The organism is Pseudonocardia sp. HH130630-07 (genome assembly GCF_001698125.1).
Taxonomy (GTDB): Bacteria; Actinomycetota; Actinomycetes; order Mycobacteriales; family Pseudonocardiaceae; genus Pseudonocardia.
In genome coordinates this window covers 4,979,612-5,001,454 of record NZ_CP013854.1, presented here as the reverse complement: position 1 = coordinate 5,001,454, position 21,843 = coordinate 4,979,612, and the positions used below count along the sequence as shown (strand labels likewise).

Annotated in this window: 19 protein-coding genes; 2 read left to right on the top strand and 17 right to left on the bottom strand. The window is 72.8% G+C overall.

What is annotated here, in order from left to right; genetic code table 11:
* Window positions 1-129: 129 nt before the first annotated feature.
* The 10 genes from tyrS to argC all read right to left on the bottom strand — a co-directional run bounded on the left by tyrS (window position 130) and on the right by argC (window position 10,663).
* Window positions 130-1,410 carry a tyrosine--tRNA ligase gene (tyrS, locus tag AFB00_RS23760; RefSeq protein ID WP_068799039.1) on the bottom strand — a complete coding sequence of 427 codons (1,281 nt, stop codon included), beginning with the start codon at window positions 1,408-1,410 and terminating at the stop codon, window positions 130-132.
* Entirely contained in the window at window positions 1,410-2,081 is a 672-nt protein-coding gene (locus tag AFB00_RS23755; RefSeq protein ID WP_068800604.1) for a DNA-3-methyladenine glycosylase, read from the bottom strand. Before AFB00_RS23755 ends, tyrS begins: the two co-directional genes overlap by 1 nt.
* A gap of 60 nt (window positions 2,082-2,141) precedes the next feature.
* Window positions 2,142-3,365 (bottom strand): aminotransferase class I/II-fold pyridoxal phosphate-dependent enzyme, encoded by a 1,224-nt coding sequence (locus AFB00_RS23750; protein ID WP_068799038.1) that lies wholly within the window; start codon window positions 3,363-3,365, stop codon window positions 2,142-2,144.
* Complete coding sequence (argH, locus tag AFB00_RS23745; protein WP_068799037.1) at window positions 3,362-4,771, bottom strand: argininosuccinate lyase; 1,410 nt, start codon at window positions 4,769-4,771, stop codon at window positions 3,362-3,364. The genes AFB00_RS23750 and argH overlap by 4 nt, the downstream gene beginning before the upstream one ends.
* 75 nt (window positions 4,772-4,846) lie before the next feature.
* A complete protein-coding gene (locus AFB00_RS23740; protein WP_068799036.1) occupies window positions 4,847-5,395 on the bottom strand; it encodes an arginine repressor in 549 nt (182 codons plus the stop codon).
* On the bottom strand, window positions 5,392-6,312 hold the full coding sequence (gene argF / locus AFB00_RS23735) for an ornithine carbamoyltransferase (RefSeq protein WP_156819705.1): 921 nt from the start codon (window positions 6,310-6,312) through the stop codon (window positions 5,392-5,394). Before argF ends, AFB00_RS23740 begins: the two co-directional genes overlap by 4 nt.
* The gene (locus AFB00_RS23730) at window positions 6,312-7,505 is read right to left on the bottom strand and encodes an acetylornithine transaminase (RefSeq protein ID WP_068799035.1); all 1,194 of its coding nucleotides are present in this window, start codon (window positions 7,503-7,505) and stop codon (window positions 6,312-6,314) included. The genes argF and AFB00_RS23730 overlap by 1 nt, the downstream gene beginning before the upstream one ends.
* A complete protein-coding gene (gene argB, locus AFB00_RS23725) occupies window positions 7,502-8,428 on the bottom strand; it encodes an acetylglutamate kinase (RefSeq protein ID WP_068799034.1) in 927 nt (308 codons plus the stop codon). Before argB ends, AFB00_RS23730 begins: the two co-directional genes overlap by 4 nt.
* A 37-nt stretch (window positions 8,429-8,465) precedes the next feature.
* A complete protein-coding gene (gene argJ / locus AFB00_RS23720) occupies window positions 8,466-9,638 on the bottom strand; it encodes a bifunctional glutamate N-acetyltransferase/amino-acid acetyltransferase ArgJ (protein ID WP_068799033.1) in 1,173 nt (390 codons plus the stop codon).
* Window positions 9,635-10,663: an N-acetyl-gamma-glutamyl-phosphate reductase gene (gene argC / locus AFB00_RS23715; protein ID WP_068799032.1), complete on the bottom strand. Its 1,029-nt coding sequence runs from the start codon at window positions 10,661-10,663 to the stop codon at window positions 9,635-9,637. Before argC ends, argJ begins: the two co-directional genes overlap by 4 nt.
* Before the next feature lie 109 nt (window positions 10,664-10,772).
* Here argC and AFB00_RS23710 point away from each other — a divergent pair, with 109 nt between their 5' ends.
* Window positions 10,773-11,648, top strand: a complete 876-nt coding sequence (locus AFB00_RS23710; RefSeq protein WP_068799031.1) for a hypothetical protein — start codon at window positions 10,773-10,775, stop codon at window positions 11,646-11,648.
* Window positions 11,649-11,668: 20 nt separating this feature from the next.
* Here AFB00_RS23710 and pheT read toward each other — a convergent pair whose 3' ends face one another.
* The 7 genes from pheT to uvrA form a co-directional block, all read right to left on the bottom strand.
* Window positions 11,669-14,194 (bottom strand): phenylalanine--tRNA ligase subunit beta, encoded by a 2,526-nt coding sequence (gene pheT, locus AFB00_RS23705; protein WP_068799030.1) that lies wholly within the window; start codon window positions 14,192-14,194, stop codon window positions 11,669-11,671.
* A 35-nt stretch (window positions 14,195-14,229) separates the two neighbouring features.
* Window positions 14,230-15,285, bottom strand: a complete 1,056-nt coding sequence (gene pheS / locus AFB00_RS23700; protein ID WP_068799029.1) for a phenylalanine--tRNA ligase subunit alpha — start codon at window positions 15,283-15,285, stop codon at window positions 14,230-14,232.
* A gap of 46 nt (window positions 15,286-15,331) precedes the next feature.
* Window positions 15,332-16,180 carry a TrmH family RNA methyltransferase gene (locus AFB00_RS23695; protein ID WP_068799028.1) on the bottom strand — a complete coding sequence of 283 codons (849 nt, stop codon included), beginning with the start codon at window positions 16,178-16,180 and terminating at the stop codon, window positions 15,332-15,334.
* Window position 16,181: 1 nt separating this feature from the next.
* Window positions 16,182-16,565 (bottom strand): 50S ribosomal protein L20, encoded by a 384-nt coding sequence (rplT, locus tag AFB00_RS23690; RefSeq protein WP_068799027.1) that lies wholly within the window; start codon window positions 16,563-16,565, stop codon window positions 16,182-16,184.
* Window positions 16,566-16,636: 71 nt separating this feature from the next.
* Window positions 16,637-16,831: a 50S ribosomal protein L35 gene (gene rpmI / locus AFB00_RS23685; RefSeq protein WP_068799026.1), complete on the bottom strand. Its 195-nt coding sequence runs from the start codon at window positions 16,829-16,831 to the stop codon at window positions 16,637-16,639.
* Between the two features lie 103 nt (window positions 16,832-16,934).
* Entirely contained in the window at window positions 16,935-17,561 is a 627-nt protein-coding gene (gene infC, locus AFB00_RS23680; protein ID WP_068799025.1) for a translation initiation factor IF-3, read from the bottom strand.
* A 211-nt stretch (window positions 17,562-17,772) separates the two neighbouring features.
* Window positions 17,773-20,706, bottom strand: a complete 2,934-nt coding sequence (uvrA, locus tag AFB00_RS23675) for an excinuclease ABC subunit UvrA (RefSeq protein WP_068800602.1) — start codon at window positions 20,704-20,706, stop codon at window positions 17,773-17,775.
* A gap of 358 nt (window positions 20,707-21,064) precedes the next feature.
* On the opposite strand from uvrA, the gene AFB00_RS23670 reads away from it, so the two are divergent.
* A complete protein-coding gene (locus AFB00_RS23670; protein WP_068799024.1) occupies window positions 21,065-21,739 on the top strand; it encodes an MBL fold metallo-hydrolase in 675 nt (224 codons plus the stop codon).
* Window positions 21,740-21,843 lie beyond the last annotated feature (104 nt).

The window sequence follows — 21,843 nt, the reverse complement described above, 5'->3', positions numbered from 1 at the left end:
CGAACCCCGTGCCTTTCGGCCGGTCTTGTCCGTCCGTCCCGTGTTGGCGACGAGGAGAAAGTTACAGGACGCCCCCGTGGGCCCCTGCACGGGGGTCCTGTTCCGGCGTTGGTGCAGGTCAGGAGCAGATCATTCGGTCACGCGGACACCGGCGAGATTCCGCTTGCCCCGACGGACGACGAGCCAGCCACCGGCCAGCGCCTCCCCCGGGCCCGGGATCCACTCCTCGTCGGTCACCTTCACGTTGTTCACGTAGGCGCCGCCCTCGTTGACCGCTCGGCGTGCTGCGCCACGGCTGTCGGTCAGTCCCGTCGCCACGAGCAGGTCGACGATCGTGTCGGTTCCACGACTGTCGGCGGTCGGTACCTCGGCCAGCGCGGCGCCGAGCGTCGGGGCGTCGAGGTCGGCCAGCTCCGCCCGCCCGAACAGGGCCTGGCTGGCGGTGGTCACCTGCCGGGTCTGCTCGGCACCGTGGACGAGTGTGGTCAGCTCCGCGGCCAGTCGCCGTTGGGCGCTGCGCAGGTGCGGCTTCTCGGCGAGTTCGGTCGCGAGCTCGGTGATCTCGTCGCGGTCGAGGAACGTGAAGAGCTTGAGGTAACCGACGACGTCGGCGTCCGCGACGTTGACGAAGTACTGGTACCAGGCGTACGGCGACGTCCGCTCCGGATCCAGCCAGATGTTGCCGCCCCCGGTGGACTTCCCGAACTTGCGGCCCTCGGAGTCGGTCACCAGCGGCAGCGTCATCCCGTGCACCGACCGCCCCTCGATCCGGCGGATCAGGTCGACACCTCCGACGATGTTGCCCCACTGGTCGGACCCGCCGATCTGTAGCCGGCACCCCAGATCCCGGTGCAGCTGCAGGTAGTCCTGGGACTGCAGGAGCAGGTAGCTGAACTCGGTGTAGGACATGCCGTCCGCGGCCAGCCGTCGCTTGACCGTGTCCCGGGCCAGCATCGTGTTCACCGGGAAGTGCTTGCCGAGGTCGCGGAGGAACTCCAGCACCGTCTGCTGCCGGGTCCAGTCCAGGTTGTTGACGGTCAACGCCCCCGTGGGCGACCCGTCGAACGAGACGAACCGCTCGAGCTGTCCCCGGATCAGACCGGTCCACTCCGCGACCGTCGCCTCGTCGTTCAGCGTCCGCTCCCCCACGTCGCGGGGATCACCGATCATCCCCGTCGCGCCCCCGGCGAGGACCACGGGCCGGTGTCCGGCCTCCTGGAACCGGCGGAGGGTCAGCATCGGGATCAGGTGCCCCGCGTGCAGGCTGGGGGCGGTCGGGTCGAACCCGGCGTACAACGTGATCGGTTCGCCACCCGAGAGTTCCGTCGCGAGCGCGTCACGGTCGGTGCTCTGCGCGATCAGGCCGCGCCATTCCAGGTCGTCGAGGATGTCCGTACCCACGGCCACCATCATCGTCGGCCGCGGCGGCCGGTCGCATCCGGGTTCGGCTCCCCGGCCCCGGACGCCGGTCCCCGGCGACGCCGCGCACGCGTACCCGGCCGGTAGGTGCTCACCGCGTCCGAGTCCGCGATCCAGTACCGCCACGGCGTCTCGACGGCGGCCGCCACGCCGACCCGCGGTCCCGTCCGAACGTGCGCCCCGGGGACGGGTTCGCCCGCGAGGAGCCTGACCCGGCAGCCCGGATCGGTGACGTCGAGCCCGTTGTCGTCCCGGCCCAGACCGAGCAACGACGCCAGCCGCGCCGGACCGCGCGCGAGGTCGGGGTCCCGCCGAGCGGTCGGCCGTCGCGCCCGGGCGACCCCGGGATCGGTCAGGACCTCGCCCGCCCGGAGGAGGACCGCACCGGCCTCCCCGTCGGACAGGCAGGTGACGTTCGCGCAGAAGTGCATGCCGTAGACGAAGTACACGTAGAGATGGCCGGGCGGGCCGAACATGACGGCGTTGCGCGGGGTTCGGCCCCGGTAGGAGTGCGAGGCCGGATCGTCGCGTCCGCGGTAGGCCTCGACCTCGACGATCCGCACGGCGACCACGCCGTCGGGGGTGTCCGCCGCGAGCACACAACCGAGCAACCGTTCGGCGGCGGGGAGGACGTCGGTCGCCAGTTCGGACCGGTCCAGCATCGTGGCGGGGTACGGCAGCTCCTGGCCGCCGTACCCCGCCACGGGGTGCTCATCGGTCACTCAGCGAGGCGAGAGTGCGAGCTGCACGCAGGTCACGACGCCGGCCATCGCCTTCTCCACCTCGTCCTGCGGCGGCAGGGTCGGGGCGAGGCGGATGACGGCGTCCTGCGGGTCCTTGCCGTAGGGGTGCGTGGCACCGGCGGGGGTCAGCACGATGCCGGCCTCCTTGGCCAGGCGTACCACCTCGGAGGCGAGACCGTCGGGGACGGTGAGGCTGACGAAGTAGCCACCCTTCGGCGTCGTCCACGACACACCGTCGACGCCCGAGAACGCCTCGGTCAGCAGCCGCTCCACCGCCGCGAACTTGGGGGCGATCAGCTCACGGTGGGCGGCCATGTGCGCCAGCAGCCCGGAAGTGTCCTTCAGGAACCGCGCGTGCCGCAGGTGGTTGATCTTGTCCGGTCCGATGGTCTTCTTCGAGACCAGCTTCAGCCACCACTGGAGGTTCGTCTCCGAGCAGCCCAGGAACGAGACACCCGAGCCGGCCACGGTGATCTTGGACGTCGACCCGAACACGAACGGCCGGTCGGGGTTACCCGCTTCGGCCGCCAGCGTCAGAACGTCGGCGATCTCGACCTCCTCCGCGGTCAGGTGGTGCACCGCGTAGGCGTTGTCCCACATGATCCGGAAGTCCGGCGCCGCGGTCGGCATCGCCGCGAGACGGCGCACGACCTCGTCGGAGTAGACGACGCCGTCAGGGTTGGAGTACTTCGGCACGCACCAGATGCCCTTGATCGACGCGTCGTCCGCCACCAGGCGCTCGACCTCGTCCATGTCCGGGCCGTCGGCCGTCATCGGCACGGTGACCAGGTCGATCCCGAGCCGCTCGCACACGCCGTAGTGCCGGTCGTAACCGGGCACCGGCGCGATGAAGGCGACCCGCCCGGCGTTGACCCACCGGGTCGGGGCCCCCGGGAGCGGGCTGAGCAGGGCGTGCACGAGCGTGTCGTGCATCAGCTCCAGGCTCGAGTTGTTCCACGCGACGAGCTGGTCCACCGGCACCTGCAGCGCCGGGGCGAAGATCTCCCGTAGCTCCGGCAGTCCCTGGAGCCCGCCGTAGTTGCGGGTGTCGGTACCTGCGGCGGCGCGGAACTCTCCGGCGCCCGGCAGCCCGAGCAGGGCGTGCGACAGGTCCAGCTGCTCGGACGACGGCTTGCCCCGCGTCAGGTCCAGCGCCAGGCCGGCGCCCTTGAGCTCTTCGTACGCTGCGGCTGGGTCGGTCATGCGGTTCCTCCGGTGAACTCTCTCGCTGCTGCGGCGGCGGACCGCAGTTCGGTGAGCTGCTCTGCGACCCGCTCACCGGCCGTGCCACCCCGTGCGTTACGCGACGCGATGGAGCCTTCCACGCTCAACACCTCGCGCACGTTCGGGGTCAGGGCCGGGTGGACGGCACGCAGCTCGTCGTCGGTCAGGTCCTCGAGTCCGGCCCCCCGCGCCTCGGCGGCGCGGACGCAGCCGCCCGCCGCCTCGTGGGCGACCCGGAACGGCACCCCCTGGCGGACGAGCCACTCCGCGACGTCGGTCGCGAGGGTGAACCCGGCGGGGGCCAGCTCGGCCAGCCGGTCGGTGTGGAAGGTCAGCGTGGCCACCATGCCCGCGACCGCCGGCAGCAGGAGCTCCAGCTGCGCGACCGAGTCGAACAGCGGCTCCTTGTCCTCCTGCAGGTCCCGGTTGTACGCCAGGGGCAGCCCCTTCAGCGTCGCCAGCAGCCCGGTGAGGTTGCCGATCAACCGGCCGGACTTGCCGCGGGCCAGCTCGGCGACGTCCGGGTTCTTCTTCTGCGGCATGATCGAGCTGCCGGTCGAGAACGCGTCGTCGAGCGTCACGTAGCCGAACTCGGCCGTGGCCCAGAGGATGACCTCCTCCGAGAGCCGGGACAGGTCGACCCCGACCATCGCCAGGACGAACGCGGCCTCGGCCGCGAAGTCCCGGGAGGCCGTGCCGTCGATGGAGTTCGCCGCCGATCCGGTGAACCCGAGCTCCGCGGCCACGGCCTCGGGGTCCAGACCGAGCGACGACCCGGCCAGCGCACCCGAGCCGTAGGGCGAGTAGGCGGTTCGCGCGTCCCAGTCCCGGAGCCGGTCCACGTCGCGCAGCAGCGCGTGCGCGTGCGCACCCAGCTGGTGGCCCAGCAGCACCGGCTGGGCGTGCTGCAGGTGCGTCCGCCCCGGCATGGCGGCCCCCGGGTGCGCGGCGGCCTGCGCGACCAGGGCGTCGACGACGTCGAGCACCCCGTCGGCGACCCTGCGGGTCGCGTCCCGCAGCCACATGCGGAACTGGGTCGCGACCTGGTCGTTGCGCGACCGGCCGGCCCGCAGCTTGCCACCGACATCGGGCCCCGCACGCTCGATCAGACCGCGCTCGAGAGCGGTGTGCACGTCCTCGTCGCCGGGGTCGGGGCCGAAGGCGCCGGAGGCGACGTCGGCGGCGAGCTCGTCGAGTGCCTTGTGCATGCCCGACAGTTCCTCGTCCGACAGCAGACCGGCCGCGTGCAGCACGCGGGCGTGCGCCTTCGAGCCACGGATGTCGTACGGGGCGAGCGCCCAGTCGAAGTGCGTCGACTTGCTCAATGCGGCCAGTGCGTCGGCGGGCCCGGACGCGAACCGGCCGCCCCACAGCGCGGCGCTCACGACGGCACCCCGACCCCGGTCGGGGCGTCGTCCGCCGGTGGGTTCCCGTGAACCGGTACGACCCGGTCCGCCATGTCAGCTCCCCTTCGTCACGCCCACCGCGGGCAGAGCCGCGGCGTTCGGCAGTTCCTGCAGTCGCTGCGCGAGTTCCGCCCCGCTGCGGGGCTCTCGGGCGACCACGATGATCGTGTCGTCGCCGGCGATCGTGCCGACCACGTCGTGCAGTGCGGCCCGGTCCAGGGCGCTCGCCAGGTAGTGCGCCGCGCCCGGCGGTGTCCGCAGCACCGCAAGGTTCCCACTCGCGTCCGCGGACACGAGAAGCTCCCCCAGCAACCGCCCGAGCCGGGTGGTGCCGCCCTCGATGTTGCGCACCGGGCTGCCGTCCTCCGGCACGCGGTACACGGGTGCACCGCCGTCCGGGCCCCGCAGCTTCACGGCACCGAGCTCGTCGAGATCGCGGGACAGGGTCGCCTGCGTGGTATCGATGCCGTGCAGCTGGTCGAGCAGCACCAGGAGCTCGGTCTGGCTCCGCACGGCCCGGTTCCAGAGCACGTCGACGATCTTCGCCTGCCGGGTCACCCGGCTGGCGTTGCCCTGGCGTCGGTCGCGCTCGGCGTCGCTCATGCCCGCAGGAGCCAGGTCAGCAGGGCCTTCTGAGCGTGCAGCCGGTTCTCGGCCTCGTCCCAGACCGCGCTGGCCGGGCCGTCGATCACCTCGTCGGTGATCTCCTCCCCGCGGTGAGCCGGCAGGCAGTGCAGGACGATCGCGTCCGGCGCGGCCCGGTCCATCAGCTCGGCGTTCACCTGGTACGGGCGGAACGGCGCCACCCGGTCCAGGCCGTCGTCCTCCTGCCCCATCGACGTCCAGGTGTCGGTCACCACCACGTCCGACCCGGCGACGGCGGCCACCGGGTCGGCCACCACGGTCGCCGAGCCCCCGGTCTGCTCCGCCCGGCTCTTCGCGTCACGGACCACGTCCGCATCGGGGGTGAAGCCGGCGGGCGCCGCGATCCGCACGTGCATCCCGGCGGTCGCTCCGCCGAGCAGCAACGAGTGCGCGACGTTGTTGGCGCCGTCACCGAGGTAGGTGAGGGTCACGCCGGCGAGACGCCCGAGCCGCTCCCGGACCGTCTGCAGGTCGGCGAGGATCTGGCACGGGTGGAACGCGTCGGTGAGCGCGTTGACCACCGGCACGGACGCCACCGCGGCCATCTCCTCGATCCGGGCCTGACCGGTGGTCCGCCAGACGATCGCGTCGACGTAGCGCGACAGCACCCGTGCCGTGTCCGAGATGCTCTCGCCCCGCCCGAGCTGGCTGGTCGTGCCGTCGAGCACGATCGCGGTGCCACCGAGCTGGGTGACGCCGGACTCGAAGGAGACGCGGGTGCGGGTGGAGGACTTGTCGAACACGACGGCGACCGCCCTGGGCCCGGCGAGCGGACGCTCGGCGAACCGGTCGGCCTTGAGCCGGTCCGCGAGATCGAGGATCTCCGTCTGCTCGGCCTGGGTCAGGTCGTCGTCGCGCAGCAGGTGGCGGACCATCAGTTCCCCTGCCCCTCGTGCTCCGCGGCCGCGGCGTCGAGGATCCCGGGCACCGCGGCGACGAACCCGTCCGCCTCCTCCTCGGTCAGGGTCAGCGCCGGGACCAGCCGGAGCCGGTCCGGTGTGGCGTTGTTGACGAGGAAACCCGACTCGCGCGCCGCGGAGGCGGCCTGGGCGGCGACCGGCAGGGTGAGCCCGATCCCGATGTGCAGTCCGGCACCGGAGACGTCGCCGATCAGCGGGTGCCCCAGCCCGGCGAGCCGGTTGCGGATCTCCTTGCCCAACCGGTCCACGTGCTGCAGCAGCCCCTCGCCGGCGATGGTGTCCAGCACCGCCAGCGCCGCGGCGCAGGCGATCGGGTTGCCGCCGAAGGTCGTGCCGTGCTGTCCCGGTTCGAGCAGTGCCCCGGCGGCACCGATGCCGACACAGGCCCCGATGGGCAGGCCGCCCCCGAGCCCCTTCGCCAGGGTGACGACGTCCGGGACGACACCGTGCGCCTGGTGGGCGAACCAGTGGCCGGTCCGCCCGATCCCGGTCTGCACCTCGTCGAGCACGAGCAGCGCCCCGCGCTCGGAGGTGATCCGGCGGGCCTCCGCGAGGTATCTCTCCGGCGGCACGATGACCCCCGCCTCGCCCAGGATCGGTTCCAGGAACACCGCGGCGGTGTCCGTGGTCACGGCGGCGTCGAGTGCGGCGACGTCGCCGAACGGGATGTGCCGCACCCCGGCGGGCATCGGCTCGAACGGTGTCCGCTTCGCCGGCTGCCCGGTCAGTGCCAGCGCGCCCATGGTCCGGCCGTGGAACGCGCCCTCGCAGGCGATGATCTCCGGACGGCCGGTCCGCCGCGCGATCTTGAACGCGGCCTCGTTCGCCTCGGTGCCCGAGTTGCAGAGCAGGGTCCGCGCGTCGTCGCGCCCCAGCAGCCCCTGCAACCGCTCGGCGAGCTGCAGTGCCGGTTCGGTCACGAAGAAGTTCGAGGTGTGACCGAGGGTGCGTACCTGCTCGGACACCGCCTCGACCACGGCCGGATGGGCGTGGCCCAGCGCGTTCACCGCGATACCCGCGTACAGGTCGAGGTACCGGCGGCCCTCCGCGTCCCACACGTGGGTGCCCTCGCCGCGGACCAGGGCCAGCGGCGGTGTGCCGTAGTTGTTCATCAGAGCGGCCTGCCACCGCTGCGCGTACGTGCTCATCCCACCGTCACTCCGTCCACCGGCGCGTCGGGCAGGACCATCGTCCCGACGCCCTCGTGCGTGAAGACCTCGAGCAGCACCGAGTGCGGCACCCGCCCGTCGATCACGTGTGCCTGCCCGACGCCCGAACGCACGGCACGCAGGCAGGCCTCCATCTTCGGCGCCATCCCGCTCTCCAGCCGCGGCAGCATGGGTTCCAGCTGGGCCGCGGTGAGCGAGGTGATGATCGAGTCCGGGTCGGGGTAGTTCGCGTAGAGCCCCTCGACGTCGGTCAGCACCACGAGCTTCGCCGCGTCCAATGCGCCGGCCAGCGCGGCCGCCGCGCTGTCGGCGTTGATGTTGTGCACCTGACCGTCGGCGTCCGGCGCGATCCCGGCGACCACCGGGATCCGGCCCGCGGCGATGATGTCCAGCACCGCGTCCGGATTGACCTCGGTGACGTCGCCGACGAGACCGATGTCGACCGGCTCGCCGCCGACCAGGGCGGTCCGCTTCTCCGCCGTGAACAGGCCCGCGTCCTCGCCGGAGAGGCCCACCGCCAACGGCCCGTGCTGGTTGATCAGCCCCACGAGCTCGCGGCCCACCTGACCGAACAGCACCATCCGGACGATCTCGACCGTCTCCGGGGTGGTGACCCGCAGGCCGCCCCGGAACTCGCCCGGCATCCCGAGCCGCTTCAGCATGGCGCTGATCTGCGGCCCGCCCCCGTGCACCACGACCGGATGGATGCCGGCCAGCCGCAGGAACACCATGTCCCGGGCGAACGCCTGCTTCAGCTCCTCGTCGATCATGGCGTTCCCGCCGTACTTCACGACGACGATCCGCCCGTGGAAGCGCTGGAGCCACGGCAGCGCCTCGGCCAGCACACCCGCCTTCTCCCCCGCCCGCTTCAACCGGGCCGGGGTCTCCGGTGACGGCGCCACCTGCGGTTGCGGGCGGCTCTCCGCCGACGCCGTGTCCTCAGGAGGAGTAGGCACTGTTCTCCTCCACGTAGGCGTGCGACAGGTCGGTGGTCCGGATCTCGGCCGTGTGGCCGGCCGCACCGCCGGAGAGCCCCAGCTCGACCTCGATCAGGACGTCGGGGCCGGAGAGATCGCAGTCGGCCCGGTCGCCGGCGACGACGGCACCCTTGCAGAGCAGCACGCCGTTGATCGTGACGTCGAGTGACTCCGCGACGACCTGGGCCTCGGCGTAACCGGCCGCGGCCGCCACCCGGCCCCAGTTCGGGTCGGAGCCGAACATCGCCGTCTTTACCAGCGCGTCCCGCGCCACGGTGCGGGCGACGGTCACCGCGTCGTCCTCCGAGGCCGCCCCGGTGACCCGCACGGTGATCCGCTTGGTGACGCCCTCCGCGTCCGCCTGCATCTGCGCCGCGAGGTCCCGGCACACCTGGATCAGGGCGGCGGTGAACACCGCCGGGTCGGCCGCGACCCCGGAGGCTCCCGACGCCAGGACGAGCACCGTGTCGTTGGTCGACATCGACCCGTCCACGTCGAGCCGGTCGAAGCTGTAGCGCACCGCCTCACGCAGTGCGGCGTCGAGCACCGGCTGTTCGACGACCGCGTCGGTGGTGAGCACCGAGAGCATCGTCGCCATCGACGGTGCGATCATCCCCGCGCCCTTGGTCGTGCCGCCGACCGTCCAGCCCGAAGGGTCGGTGACCTGTGACTCCTTCGACGTGGTGTCGGTCGTCATGATCGCCTCGGCGGCGGCCCGGCCGGCCTGCGCGGTGGCGGCGAGCCCCGCGTGTGCCGCCACGACCCCGCCCAGCACGGACTCACGCGGGAGCTGCTCACCGATCAGACCGGTCGAGCAGACGGCCACCTCCACCGCGCCGCAGGCCAGGACCTCGGCCGCCTTCTCGGCGGTGGCGTGCGCGACCTGGAAGCCCTCCGGCCCGGTACACGCGTTCGCACCGCCGGAGTTCAGGACGACGGCCCGCAACGAGCCCGACGCCAGCACCTGCTCCGACCAGAGGACGGGTGCGGCCTTCACCTTGTTCCGGGTGAAGACCCCGGCCGCCTCCGAACGCGGCCCGTCGTTCACGACCAGTGCCAGGTCGGCCCGGCCGGACTTCTTGATCCCGGCAACGACCCCGGCGGCCCGGAATCCCTGTGCGGCCGTCACGCTCACGGTGCCACTCCCGTCGTCGGCAGCCCGGTCGTCTCGGGGATCCCCAGGGCCAGGTTCATGCACTGCACGGCACCGCCCGCGGTGCCCTTGGTCAGGTTGTCGATGGCGGAGACCACCACGAGGCGGCCGGCATCCGGGTCGACCGTCACCTGCAGGGCGACGAGATTGGACCCGAGGGTCTGCCCCGTCGTCGGCCACTGGCCCTCCGGCAGCAACCGGACGAACGGTTCGCCGGCGTAGGCCTTCTCGTAGGCCTGCCGGACCGTCGCGGCATCGGTCGTGGGGTCGGCCAGGCGCGCCGAGCAGGAGGCGAGGATGCCCCGGGGAAGCGGTGCCAGCACCGGCGTGAAGCTCACGCCGACCGGGGCCCCGAGCGCGGCCGACAGGTTCTGTGCGATCTCGGGCGTGTGCCGGTGGACGCCACCCACCCCGTAGGCGGACAGCGATCCCATCACCTCCGCGCCGAGCAGGTGCGGCTTCAGCGACCGGCCCGCCCCGGAAGTACCGGTGACGGCGGTGATGACGACCTCGGGCTCCACCAGCCCGGCGACCAGGGCCGGGAACAGCGCGAGGCTCGTGCCGGTCGGGTAACAGCCGGGCACCGCGATCCGGTTCGCCCCCACCAGCGCCTCCCGGCCACCGGGCAGCTCCGGCAGCCCATAGGGCCAGTGCCCGGCGTGCTCCCCGCCGTACCAGCGGTCCCAGGCCGCGGGATCGGTCAGCCGGTGGTCCGCCCCGCAGTCGACGACCAGCGTGTCCGCCCCGAGCCGGGCGGCCAGCTCGGCCGACTTGCCGTGCGGCAGGGCGAGGAACACCGCATCGTGCCCGGCCAGCACCTCGACGGTGCTCTCCTGCAGCACACGGTCCGCCAGTGGCGTGAGGTGCGGCTGGTGCTCGCCCAGACGGGTTCCGGCGTTACCGCCGGCCGTCAGCGCGCCGATCTCGACCTCGGGATGTGCGAGGAGCAGGCGGAGGAGCTCGCCCCCGGCATACCCACTGGCTCCCGCCACTGCGATGCGTACCACCTGGATGATTATGCAGATCCGCGGAACGTCATGCAACGCGATTCGCGATCGCGATCGAGGGAACCCGATCGGCGGTTCCCGCGCGCTGCCGGACCCTAGCCTTCCGCGGGTGTGGATGCAGTGGACGGCCGGGCGCCGCCGGGGCCGGATCGTCGCCGCAGGTGTGACCGGGCTGACCGCACTCGCGGTGGCCGGGTGCGGCGGGAACACCGTCGACGGCACCGCGTGGCCGGCCGGCGAGGGCCCGGCCCTGCCGTCGGAGACCGTCGCGTCCGCGCCGCCGGGAACGGCGCCGCCCCGGACGACGGGCGGGCCGCCGACCTCGTTCCGGGTACCGGGGACCCTGCCGGTCGATCCGCCCGCCACCGGCCGGACGACCACCGCGCCGTCCTCGGTGTCCCGGCCGCCCGGTAGGGACGCCCCCGGTACCGAGGAGACCAGGGTCGTCCCGCCGGACCCGGTCGAGGGCGGTACCTCCGCCCCGTCCGGTCGTGACCGGCCGGCCCCGCGCGACGGGGGCGGGGCCCCGCCCGCGCGCCCGCAGGCACCGGCCGCACCGCCCGCCCAGCCGGATCCGCTGACCTCGGACGTCCTCGCCGACGAGTGCCTGCTCGACGAGCCGGCCCTGACCGGGCTGCTCGGGACCGCGCCGGTCGTCCCGGCCGAGGACGCCGACATCCGCCGGCCCGACGGGAGCACCGCCCGGTCCTGCTTCGCCGTCGGCGGGTCCGCCTCGGTCTCGGTGAACGTGTACACGACCAACCGGGTCACGCCGACCCGCTACGTGAGCGACGTCCCGGGCGGCCGGGCGCTGACCGGTACCGGGGACGGCACCGCCGCGGTCCTGGTCGACACGGTCGCCGGTCCGACGCTGCAGGTGGGCACCGCCCGGCACCTGGTGACGGTCGCGGTCGCCGGCCGGACACCGTCCGACGAGCAGTGGCGGACCGCCGCCCGCCGGGCCGTCGGCGCGCTACCCCGCTGACGGCACCGGCCGGGCGCCGCTCAGCGCAGGGCCACCCCGTGCCTGACCCCGGCCTCGGCCACCGCGGCGTCCCGCGCCGCGTTCGCCTCCTCGCTGGTCAGGGTGCGGTCGGCGGCACGCAGCCGCAGCGAGAACGCGAGCGACCGCTTGCCGGCCTCCACCTGGTCACCGGTGTAGACGTCGAACAACCGGACCGACTCCAGCAGCTCCCCTGCCCCCGCGGTCAGCGCCTCGGCGAGGTCAGCAGCGGGCACCCCGTCGTCGGCCACCAGCGCGACGTCGACGGAGACCGGCGGGAACGCCGACACCGTCGGCACCGGCAGGTTCTCCCGCAGCGGGATCGCGTCCAGGTCGATCTCGACGGCGGCGGTCCGGGCCGGCAGCCCGAACGCCTCGGTCACCTTCGGGTGCAGCTCGCCCGCGTACCCGACGACGACCCCGGTACCGGAAACGACCAGTTCGGCACACCGGCCGGGATGCCACGGGGCCCGTTCGGCCCGGCGCGGGCGCAGCTCCACGCCGGCCGCGGAACCGATGAGCCGGGCGGTCTCGACGGCGTCCTCCCAGGCGGCCGGACGCCCGCGGCCCCACCAGCCACGCGGCTCACGGTTGCCGGCCAGCACCACTCCGACGTGCACCGGCTGGTCGGGCAGAGCGGCCCGGATCGCGGCGTACTCCTCGTCGGACGGGCGGCCGGTGACCACCGGGTCCGGCATCGCCGGAGTGTCCTCCGAGGGCTGGACGATCTGCGCGATCGCGTACAGCGCGAGATCGTCCGCGCCGCGGGACCGGTTGCGCACCAGGATGTCCAGCAGCTCGGGGAGCAGCGTGGTCGTGAGCCGGGACCGCTCCGCGTCCAGCGGGTTGGTCACCGCGACGGTGCGCCTGCGCTCGTCGTCGGCCGCCAGCCCGAGCGCGTCCCACGCACCGGCGGAGACGAACGGGAACGGCAGCACCTCGACGTGGCCGGCCTCGGCCAGCGCCAGCGAGACCGCCCGGCGCCGGCGCTGGGCCGCCGTCAGCCCGCGGCCGGCGGGTGCAGCGGGGAGGACGGACGGGATCACGTCGTAGCCCTCGAGCCGCAGCACCTCCTCCACCAGGTCCGCCGGCATCCGCAGGTCCGGGCGCCAGGTCGGCGGGGTCGCGACGACCGACACCACCGAGCCCTGCCCGGTCGAGGAGTCCGCCCCGGCGTCGAGCTCGACCGTGCAGCCCACCTGGGTCAGCCGCCGGACGGTGGCCCCCCGGGCGTAGGCGATGCCCGCGACCCGGTCCGGCAGGTCGAGCGGCATCCGCACCGGCGCCGTCGGGGGGACGCCCCCGGCGTCCGTGCGGCCGTCGGCCGGGGTGCCGCCACCGAGCTCGACGAGCAGCTGGGCCGCTCGCTCGGCCGCCGCCGGCGGCAGCGCCGGGTCCACGACCCGCTCGAAGCGCCGGGACGCCTCACTCGGCAACTTGTGCCGGCGTGCACCGCGGGCGATCACGGTCGGGGCGAAGTGCGCCGCCTCGATCAGGACGTCGACCCGCGTGCCCTCCGCCAGGTCGTCGAGGGCGGGGATCTCGGTGGAGGCCCCGCCCATCACACCGGCCAGGCCGATCGGCCCGGACCCGTCGGTGATCAACAGGTCGTCCGGGTCGAGGGTGCGGGTCTGGCCGTCCAGGGTCTCCAGCCGCTCGCCCGCCGCGGCCCGGCGCACCTCGATCTCGCCCGTCACCCGTGAGGCGTCGTAGGCGTGCAGCGGCTGGCCGAGGTCCAGCATGACGAAGTTGGTCACGTCGACGATCAGCGAGATGGGCCGCATCCCGGCCGACAGCAGCGCGCGCTGCATCCACCACGGGCTGGGCGCGGCCGGGTCGACCCCGTCCACCCGGCGCACGACGAACCGGGGACACCCCTCGGTGTCGGCGATCCGGACCGGCCACGCGTCACCCTCGGCCGGGGGGACGGCGATCCGGGCGGCCGGGTCGGTGTAGTCGGCGTCCAGCGCGGTGGCGAGCTCCCGGGCCAGGCCCCGGACCGCGAAGCAGTAGCCGCGGTCCGGCGTGACGGCCAGCTCGACGACGGGCTCGGAGAGGCCGAGCACGTCGAGGGCGTCGTCCCCCGGCTCGGCGGTACCCGGCGGGAGCACGAGGATGCCGGAGTGGTCGGCGCCCAGGCCGAGCTCCTTCGCCGAGGCGATCATCCCGTCGGAGACCTTGCCGTAGGTCGAGCGGGAGGCGATGGCGAACCCGCCGGGCAGCACCGCACCCGGCTCGGTCACGACCACCAGATCGCCGACCGCGAAGTTCCGGGCCCCGCAGACGACGTGGCGGTACCGGTCACCCTCGAACCCCACCCGGCAGTACCGGATCGGCTTCTTGAACTCGGTGAGCTCCTCGATCTCCTGCACCCGGGCGACGGTCACCGGGCCGGTGATCTCCGGCGCGGGATGGATCTCCTCGACCTCCAGCCCGACCCGGACGAAGGCCTCCCCGATCTCCTCGGGCGAGGCGGGCAGGGTCGCCGCGTCGATGTGACGGGCGAGCCAGGAGGCGGACACTCGCACTGCTCAGAACTCCTCAGATGGTGGGTCGGGGTGGCTCAGACGCCGAACGCGCCGGAGAACCGGACGTCGCCCTCGACCATGTCGCGCATGTCGGGGATGCCGTTGCGGAACATCAGCGTGCGTTCGACACCCATGCCGAACGCGAAACCGGAGTACTCGTCGGGGTCCACTCCACAGGCCCGCAGGACGTTCGGGTTGACCATGCCGCAGCCACCCCACTCGACCCAGCCGGCGCCGCCCTTCTTCTGCGGGAACCACACGTCGGGCTCCGCCGACGGCTCGGTGAAGGGGAAGTAGGCCGGGCGCATGCGGATGACGGCGTCGGCACCGAACATCGCGCGGGCGAACGCGTCGAGCGTGCCCTTCAGGTGCGCCATCGTCAGGCCGCGGTCGACGGCGAGCCCCTCGATCTGGTGGAAGACGGGGGTGTGGGTGGCGTCGAGCTCGTCGGTGCGGAACGTCCGCCCGGGGCAGACGACGTAGACGGGGAGGTCACGCTCCAGCAGCGACCGCACCTGCACCGGAGAGGTGTGCGTCCGCAGCACCGTTCCGGAGTCCTGCCCGCGGGCCGGGTCACCGAGGTAGAAGGTGTCCTGCATGGTGCGGGCCGGGTGGTCCTTGCCGAAGTTGAGCGCGTCGAAGTTCAGCCAGGAGGCCTCCACCTCCGGCCCCTCGGCGACCTCCCAGCCCATCCCGACGAAGATGTCGGCGATCCGCTCGGACAGCTGGGTCACGGGGTGCCGGGCACCGCGGGGCCGACGGTCCCAGGGCAGGGTGACGTCGACGGCCTCCTCGCGCAGTGCCCGCTCGTCGCGCTCGGCGACCAGGGCGGCACGGCGCTCGTCGAACGCCGCCTGCGCCTCCTGACGCGCGGCGTTGACACGCTTGCCCGCCTCGGCCCGCTCCGGCCCGGGCAGCTGCCCGAGCGAGCGGCGGGCGAGCGGGATCGGCGCCCGGTCGCCGAGGTGCGCCGGCTTGACCGCGGCCAGCGCGTCGAGGTCGGTCGCGTCGTCGAACGCCGACCGCGCGGCCTCCACCGCGGCCTTCAGCGCGTCCGGGTCCAGCGGGTTGCCCGCGTCGTTCTCACTCATGGTGCCCCGATCGTAGAGGGGGTGCCCGAACGGATTCCCGGCCAGGTCAACCCGTCGCGGGCGACCGGCCGGGCGCGATCCCGGCCCGCGCGGCGACCGTCGCGTACAGGCAGATCGCCGCGGCCGTGGCGAGGTTCAGCGACTCGGCGCCGCCGTGGATCGGGACCCGGACCCGGTGGTCGGCGGCGGCGTACACCTCGGGCCCCGGCCCGTGCGCCTCGCTGCCGAGGATCCAGGCGACGGGGCCGGCGAGCAGCGGCGCCGCGGCCGGGTCGTGCAGGTCGAGCTCGCCGCGGCCGTCCGCGACCAGCGTGGTCAGCCCGGCCGCCCGGCAGGTCCCGACGACTCGGGCGGCGTCCCGCCCGCGGGCGATCGGGAGGTGGAACACGCTCCCGGTGGACGCCCGGACGGCCTTGCCGTTGTGCGGGTCCACCGTGTCCCCGGCCAGCAGGACGGCATCGCAGCCGGCGGCGTCGGCGACCCGGACCACCGTGCCCAGGTTGCCCGGGTCGGCGATGCCCGCGCAGACCGTGACGAACCCGGGTGCGCCGGCGAGCGCCCGGTCGACCGGGACGTCGACGAGGTCGCAGACCGCGACGAGACCCTGCGGGGTGACCGTCTCCGACAGCGTCGCGGCCGCCCGGTCGGTGACCGTGAGCGTGCGGACGCCCCGTTCCCGGGCCCGTGCCACGAGTTCCGCGTTCCGCTCCGCGGCGGCGTCGGTCACGAACAGCTCGTGCACCCGGGCCGCGGCGAGCGCCTCGCGCACGGCCTGGGCACCCTCGACGAGAAAACGCCCGGCCCGATCACGCCCGGCGCGTCGCAGCAGCTTGCGGGCGGCTGCGACGCGCGGGGAGCGTTCGGTGCCGGGCGTCTCGGTGGTGCCTGGGGTCACCTCAGGCCGCGGAGCCCTGCTCGGACTGCGCCGGCAGGTTCTCCTTGGCGACGGCGACCAGCGCGGCGAAGGCCGTCGGGTCGCTGACCGCGAGCTCGGCCAGGATCTTGCGGTCGACCTCGACACCGGCGGCCTTGAGGCCCTGGATGAACCGGTTGTAGGTCATGTCGTTCGCGCGGGCCGCGGCGTTGATCCGGGTGATCCACAGCTGCCGGAAGTCGCCCTTGCGCTGGCGACGGTCCCGGTAGGCGTAGGTCATGGAGTGGAGCATCTGCTCCTTGGCCTTGCGGTACAGCCGCGAACGCTGTCCGCGGTAGCCGGCGGCCGACTCCAGCGTGGTGCGGCGCTTCTTCTGGGCGTTCACCGCGCGCTTCACGCGTGCCATGGGGTATCTCCTGGGGTGGTGCGGCGCAGCCCGATGGGGGCGGGCACGCCGGGTTCAGACAGGGCGGAAGGTCAGCGACCGAGCAGCTTCTTGACGCGCTTCACGTCCGGCTTGGCCACGTCGACCACGCCCGACAGGTCACGCTTCTCCTTGCGGGACTTGACCTCCAGCCGGTGGCGGAGGCCGGCCTGCTGACGCATCAGCTTGCCGCTGCCGGTGGTGCGGATCCGCTTCGCGGTCCCCTTGTGCGTCTTGTTCTTGGGCATGACGTATCCGTTCGGTGTCGGCCTCCGGGCGGACCGGAGGTCGTTTCGGGCACTGCGTGTCCATCCCGTACCCGCGGCCTGGCCGTGGGTACGGGACCGACGCTCACGCCTCGGCTTCCGCCGGGGCGTCGGAGCTGGTGGCGGCCGCGGACTTGCGCGGCGCCGGCTTCTTGGTCGGTGCGAGGACCATCGTCATGTTCCGGCCGTCCTGCTTGGGAGCGGCCTCGACGACGGCGATGTCACCGATGTCCTCGGCGAGACGCTGGAGGAGGCGGTAGCCCAGCTCGGGACGCGACTGCTCACGGCCACGGAACATGATCGTGACCTTGACCTTGTTGCCGCCTTCGAGGAAGCGGCGGACGTGGCCGCGCTTCGTCTCGTAGTCGTGCTTGTCGATCTTCGGCCGGAGCTTCTGCTCCTTGATCACCGTGAGCTGCTGGTTACGCCGGGACTCCCGGGCCTTCTGCGCGCTCTCGTACTTGAACTTTCCGTAGTCCATGAGCTTGCAGACCGGCGGGCGGGCCTGGCCGGCGACCTCGACGAGGTCGAGATCGGCGTCCTGGGCCAGCCGCAAGGCGTCCTCGATGCGCACGATCCCGACCTGCTCCCCGTTCGGGCCGACGAGGCGGACCTCGGGCACGCGGATGCGGTCGTTGATGCGGGGCTCTGTGCTGATGGGGTCTCCTGTGTGACTCGCTGTGTCGCTTCTACCTGCTACCGGCGACGACAAGCGAAGACCCGTTGATCGACCCCACGGCACGTGATCGCCGCGAAGCCGGACCATGGACCCGGCATCGCCACGTACACGGTGCGGGTGGGAGCGGGGCTCCACTTGACGCCCGGAACACACGTGTCAACGCGAGCCCGGGAGGTCGCATTCCCCAGAGTAACAGGCCGCTCTCCGGGGGCCGATCCGGCCCGTCGCCCGGGCCGGATCGCCGTCAGTTCGCCGCCGCGACCTTCCTGCGGCGCCGCACCGGGGCCGGTGGCGCGGCCGCGGTGACCAGCGAGCTCAGGAACCGGCCGGTGTGGCTCTCGGGGACCGCGGCGATGTGTTCGGGTGTGCCCTGGGCGACCACCGAGCCGCCACCGGACCCGCCCTCCGGGCCCATGTCGATGACCCAGTCCGAGGTCTTGATGACGTCGAGGTTGTGCTCGATGACGATCACCGTGTTGCCCTTGTCGACCAGGCCCTGGATCACCGCGAGCAGCTTGCGGATGTCCTCGAAGTGCAGACCGGTCGTCGGCTCGTCGAGGACGTAGATCGTCCGGCCGTTGCTGCGCTTCTGCAGCTCGGAGGCGAGCTTGACGCGCTGCGCCTCGCCACCGGACAGCGTGGGCGCCGGCTGGCCCAGCCGCACGTACCCGAGGCCGACGTCGACCAGCGTGCGCAGGTACCGGGCGATCGAGGTGATCGGCTCGAAGAACTCGGCGGCCTCCTCGATCGGCATGTCGAGGACGTCGGCCACGGTCTTGCCCTTGTAGTGGACCTCCAGGGTCTCCCGGTTGTACCGGGCCCCCTTGCAGACCTCGCACGGGACGTAGACGTCCGGCAGGAAGTTCATCTCGATCTTGATCGTGCCGTCGCCGGTGCACGCCTCGCAGCGGCCGCCCTTGACGTTGAAGGAGAAACGGCCCTCGGCGTAGCCCCGGACCTTCGCCTCGGTGGTCGCCGCGAACAGCTTGCGCACCTTGTCCCAGACCCCGGTGTAGGTCGCCGGGTTCGAACGCGGGGTGCGCCCGATCGGCGACTGGTCGACCCGCACCAGCTTGTCGAGCTGGTCGACCCCGGTGATCCGGGTGTGCCGGCCCGGCACCTGGCGGGCGCCGTTGAGCCGGTTCGCCAGCACCGTGGCGAGGATGTCGTTGATCAGCGTCGACTTGCCGGAGCCGGACACGCCGGTGATCGACACGAGCCCGCCGAGCGGGACGTCGACGTCGATCCCCCGCAGGTTGTGCTCGCGGGCGCCGACGATCGTCAGCTTCCGGGCCGGGTCCAGCTCGCGGCGCTGCGGGAGCGGGATCGACTTCCGCCCGGACAGGTAGGCGCCGGTCAGCGAGGTGTCGTGGGACTCCAGGTCGGCGACGCTCCCGGAGTGCACGATGTACCCGCCGTGCTCGCCGGCCCCCGGACCGATGTCGACCGCCCAGTCCGAGGCGCGGATCGTGTCCTCGTCGTGCTCGACGACGATCAGCGTGTTCCCGAGCTCCTTGAGCCGGGTCAGCGTGTCGATCAGCCGCCGGTTGTCGCGCTGGTGCAGGCCGATGGACGGCTCGTCGAGCACGTAGAGCACGCCGACCAGGCCCGACCCGATCTGGGTGGCCAGCCGGATGCGCTGCGCCTCCCCACCGGAGAGGGTCCCGGCCGCGCGGTCCAGGGACAGGTAGTCGAGGCCGACGTCGAGCAGGAAGCCCAGCCGGGCCTGGATCTCCTTGAGCACGGCGCCGGCGATCATCGCCTGCCGGTCGTCGAGCACCATGCCGTTCAAGAAGCCGGAGCACTCGGCCACCGACATCGCCGAGACCTGGGCGATCGAGCGCTCCCCCAGGTCCCGGTGCGGCAGCGTGACCGACAGGACCTCGGGACGCAGCCGGGCACCACCGCAGGCCGGGCACGGGATGTCCCGCATGTAGCCCTCGTAGCGCTCCCGCTGCGAGTCGGACTCGGTCTGCTCCAGCCGCCGCTCCAGGAACGGCATGACGCCCTCGAAGTTCGCGTAGTACGACCGCTCCCGGCCGTACCGGTTCCGGTACCGCACGTGGACCTGGTCGTCGCTGCCCTGCAGCACCGCCTTCTGCGCGGCGGCCGGCAGCTTGCGCCACGGGGTGTCCATCCGGAAGCCGATCGCCGTCGACAGACCGCTGAGCAGCCGGCCGAAGTACTCGGCGTTGTGCCCGGCCGACCACGGCGCGATCGCGCCGTCGCCGAGCGAGCGGTCCGGGTCGGGGACGACGAGCTCCGGATCGACCTCCTTCTTGATGCCGATACCGGTGCACGCCGGGCACGCGCCGTAGGGCGAGTTGAAGGAGAACGTGCGCGGCTCCAGGTCGTCGACGGCCAGCGTGTGCCCGTTCGGGCAGGCCATCCGCTCGGAGAACCGGCGCTCACGGGAGGGGTCGTCGTCGGGCAGGTCCACGAAGTCGAGGACGACGAGCCCGTCGGCCAGCCGCAGCGCCGTCTCCACCGAGTCCGTGAGCCGCTGCTTGGCGGTCGCCTTGACCGAGAGCCGGTCGACGACGACGGAGATGTCGTGCTTCTCCTGCTTCTTCAGCTTCGGCGGGTCCGACAGCTGGTGCACCGTGCCGTCGACCAGGACCCGGGAGTAGCCCTGCGACTGCAGGGTCGAGAACAGGTCGACGAACTCACCCTTGCGGGTGCGGACGACCGGAGCGAGCACCTGGAACCGGCTGCCCTGCTCCATCTCCAGCACCTGGTCGACGATCTGCTGCGGGGTCTGCTTCTCGATCCGCTCGCCGCAGGCCGGGCAGTGCGGGATACCGGCGCGGGCGTAGAGCAGGCGCAGGTAGTCGTGGATCTCGGTGATGGTGCCGACCGTCGACCGCGGGTTCCGGTTGGTCGACTTCTGGTCGATCGAGACCGCGGGCGAGAGCCCCTCGATGAAGTCGACGTCGGGCTTGTCCATCTGCCCGAGGAACTGCCGGGCGTACGCCGAGAGGGACTCGACGTAGCGGCGCTGCCCCTCGGCGAAGATCGTGTCGAACGCGAGGCTCGACTTGCCCGAGCCGGACAGCCCGGTGAAGACGATCATGCTGTCGCGCGGGAGGTCGACGTCGATGCCCTGCAGGTTGTGCTCGCGCGCACCGCGCACGACCAGCTTCGGACCGCTCGGGACCGGCGACGCCCCCGGGGACAGGGTGGTCCCGGCGTCACGCGGGTCGGTCGTCTGGTCGCTCACGATGCGCGCCTCCTGGAACGGCGGGTGGCCGAGGATCGGACCTCGGATGGACGCCCACGACGGTCGGGACATCCGGGACCGGGCCACCGGCGCGGACCGTCTCCACGTCCGGTGACCGATGCTAGGTCGACCCACCGACAGGAACCCGTCGAGCGGGGGTCCGTGCGGGCCCGCCTCGGTGGATGCACCCCGGCACGCGCCGGTCGGTACGCCGCCACCGTACTCGTACGCATGTTCGACCTGTGAGCGGGCCCGCCGGTGCGACCGGCGGGTTCTCCCCAGGGTCGATGTCGGTCCCGGCCGATACCCTCACGCCGTGGACGTCCTGGAGAACTACACCGGTCACACCGAGCCGGGTGGCGCAGCCACCCGCCGGGACCTGGCGAAGCTCAGCATCAGCAAGATCTCGGTCGGCGAGATGGACAACAACGCCTACCTGCTCGTGTGCAAGACCTCGGGCGAGGCGCTGCTGGTCGACGCCGCCGCCGAGCCCGGCCGGATCGCCGACCTGATCGGCGCCACCGACGAGCGCCCGGACCTGCGGCACCTCGTGACCACGCACCGGCACCCCGACCACTGGCAGGGTCTGGGCGCGATCGCGGGGATGTTCGAGCCGCGGCTGATCGCGCACCCGCTCGACGCGCCGGAGCTGCCGGCCCCGATGGACGAGTTCGTCGAGGGCGGCGACACCGTCGAGTTCGGGGAGATCCAGCTCGAGGTGATCCACCTGCGCGGGCACACCCCGGGCTCGATCGCCCTGCTCTACCGTGGGGAGGACCGGCCGCACCTGTTCACCGGGGACAGCCTGTTCCCCGGTGGTCCGGGGAAGACCTGGTCGCCGGAGGACAACGTGCAGCTGCTGTCGGACCTGGAGCGCCGGGTGTTCGACGTGCTGCCGGACGAGACCTGGTTCTACCCGGGCCACGGCGACGACTCGACACTCGGCGAGCAGCGACCGAGCTTCCCGGAGTGGAAGTCGCGCGGCTGGTGACCGTTGCCGACATGTCCGCGGCCGGGACCGTCTACGCCAGGTAGGCGGTCCCGGCGGGCCGGCCGCTTTACTCGGTGTCAATTACGGCGCAACGGTCACCCATA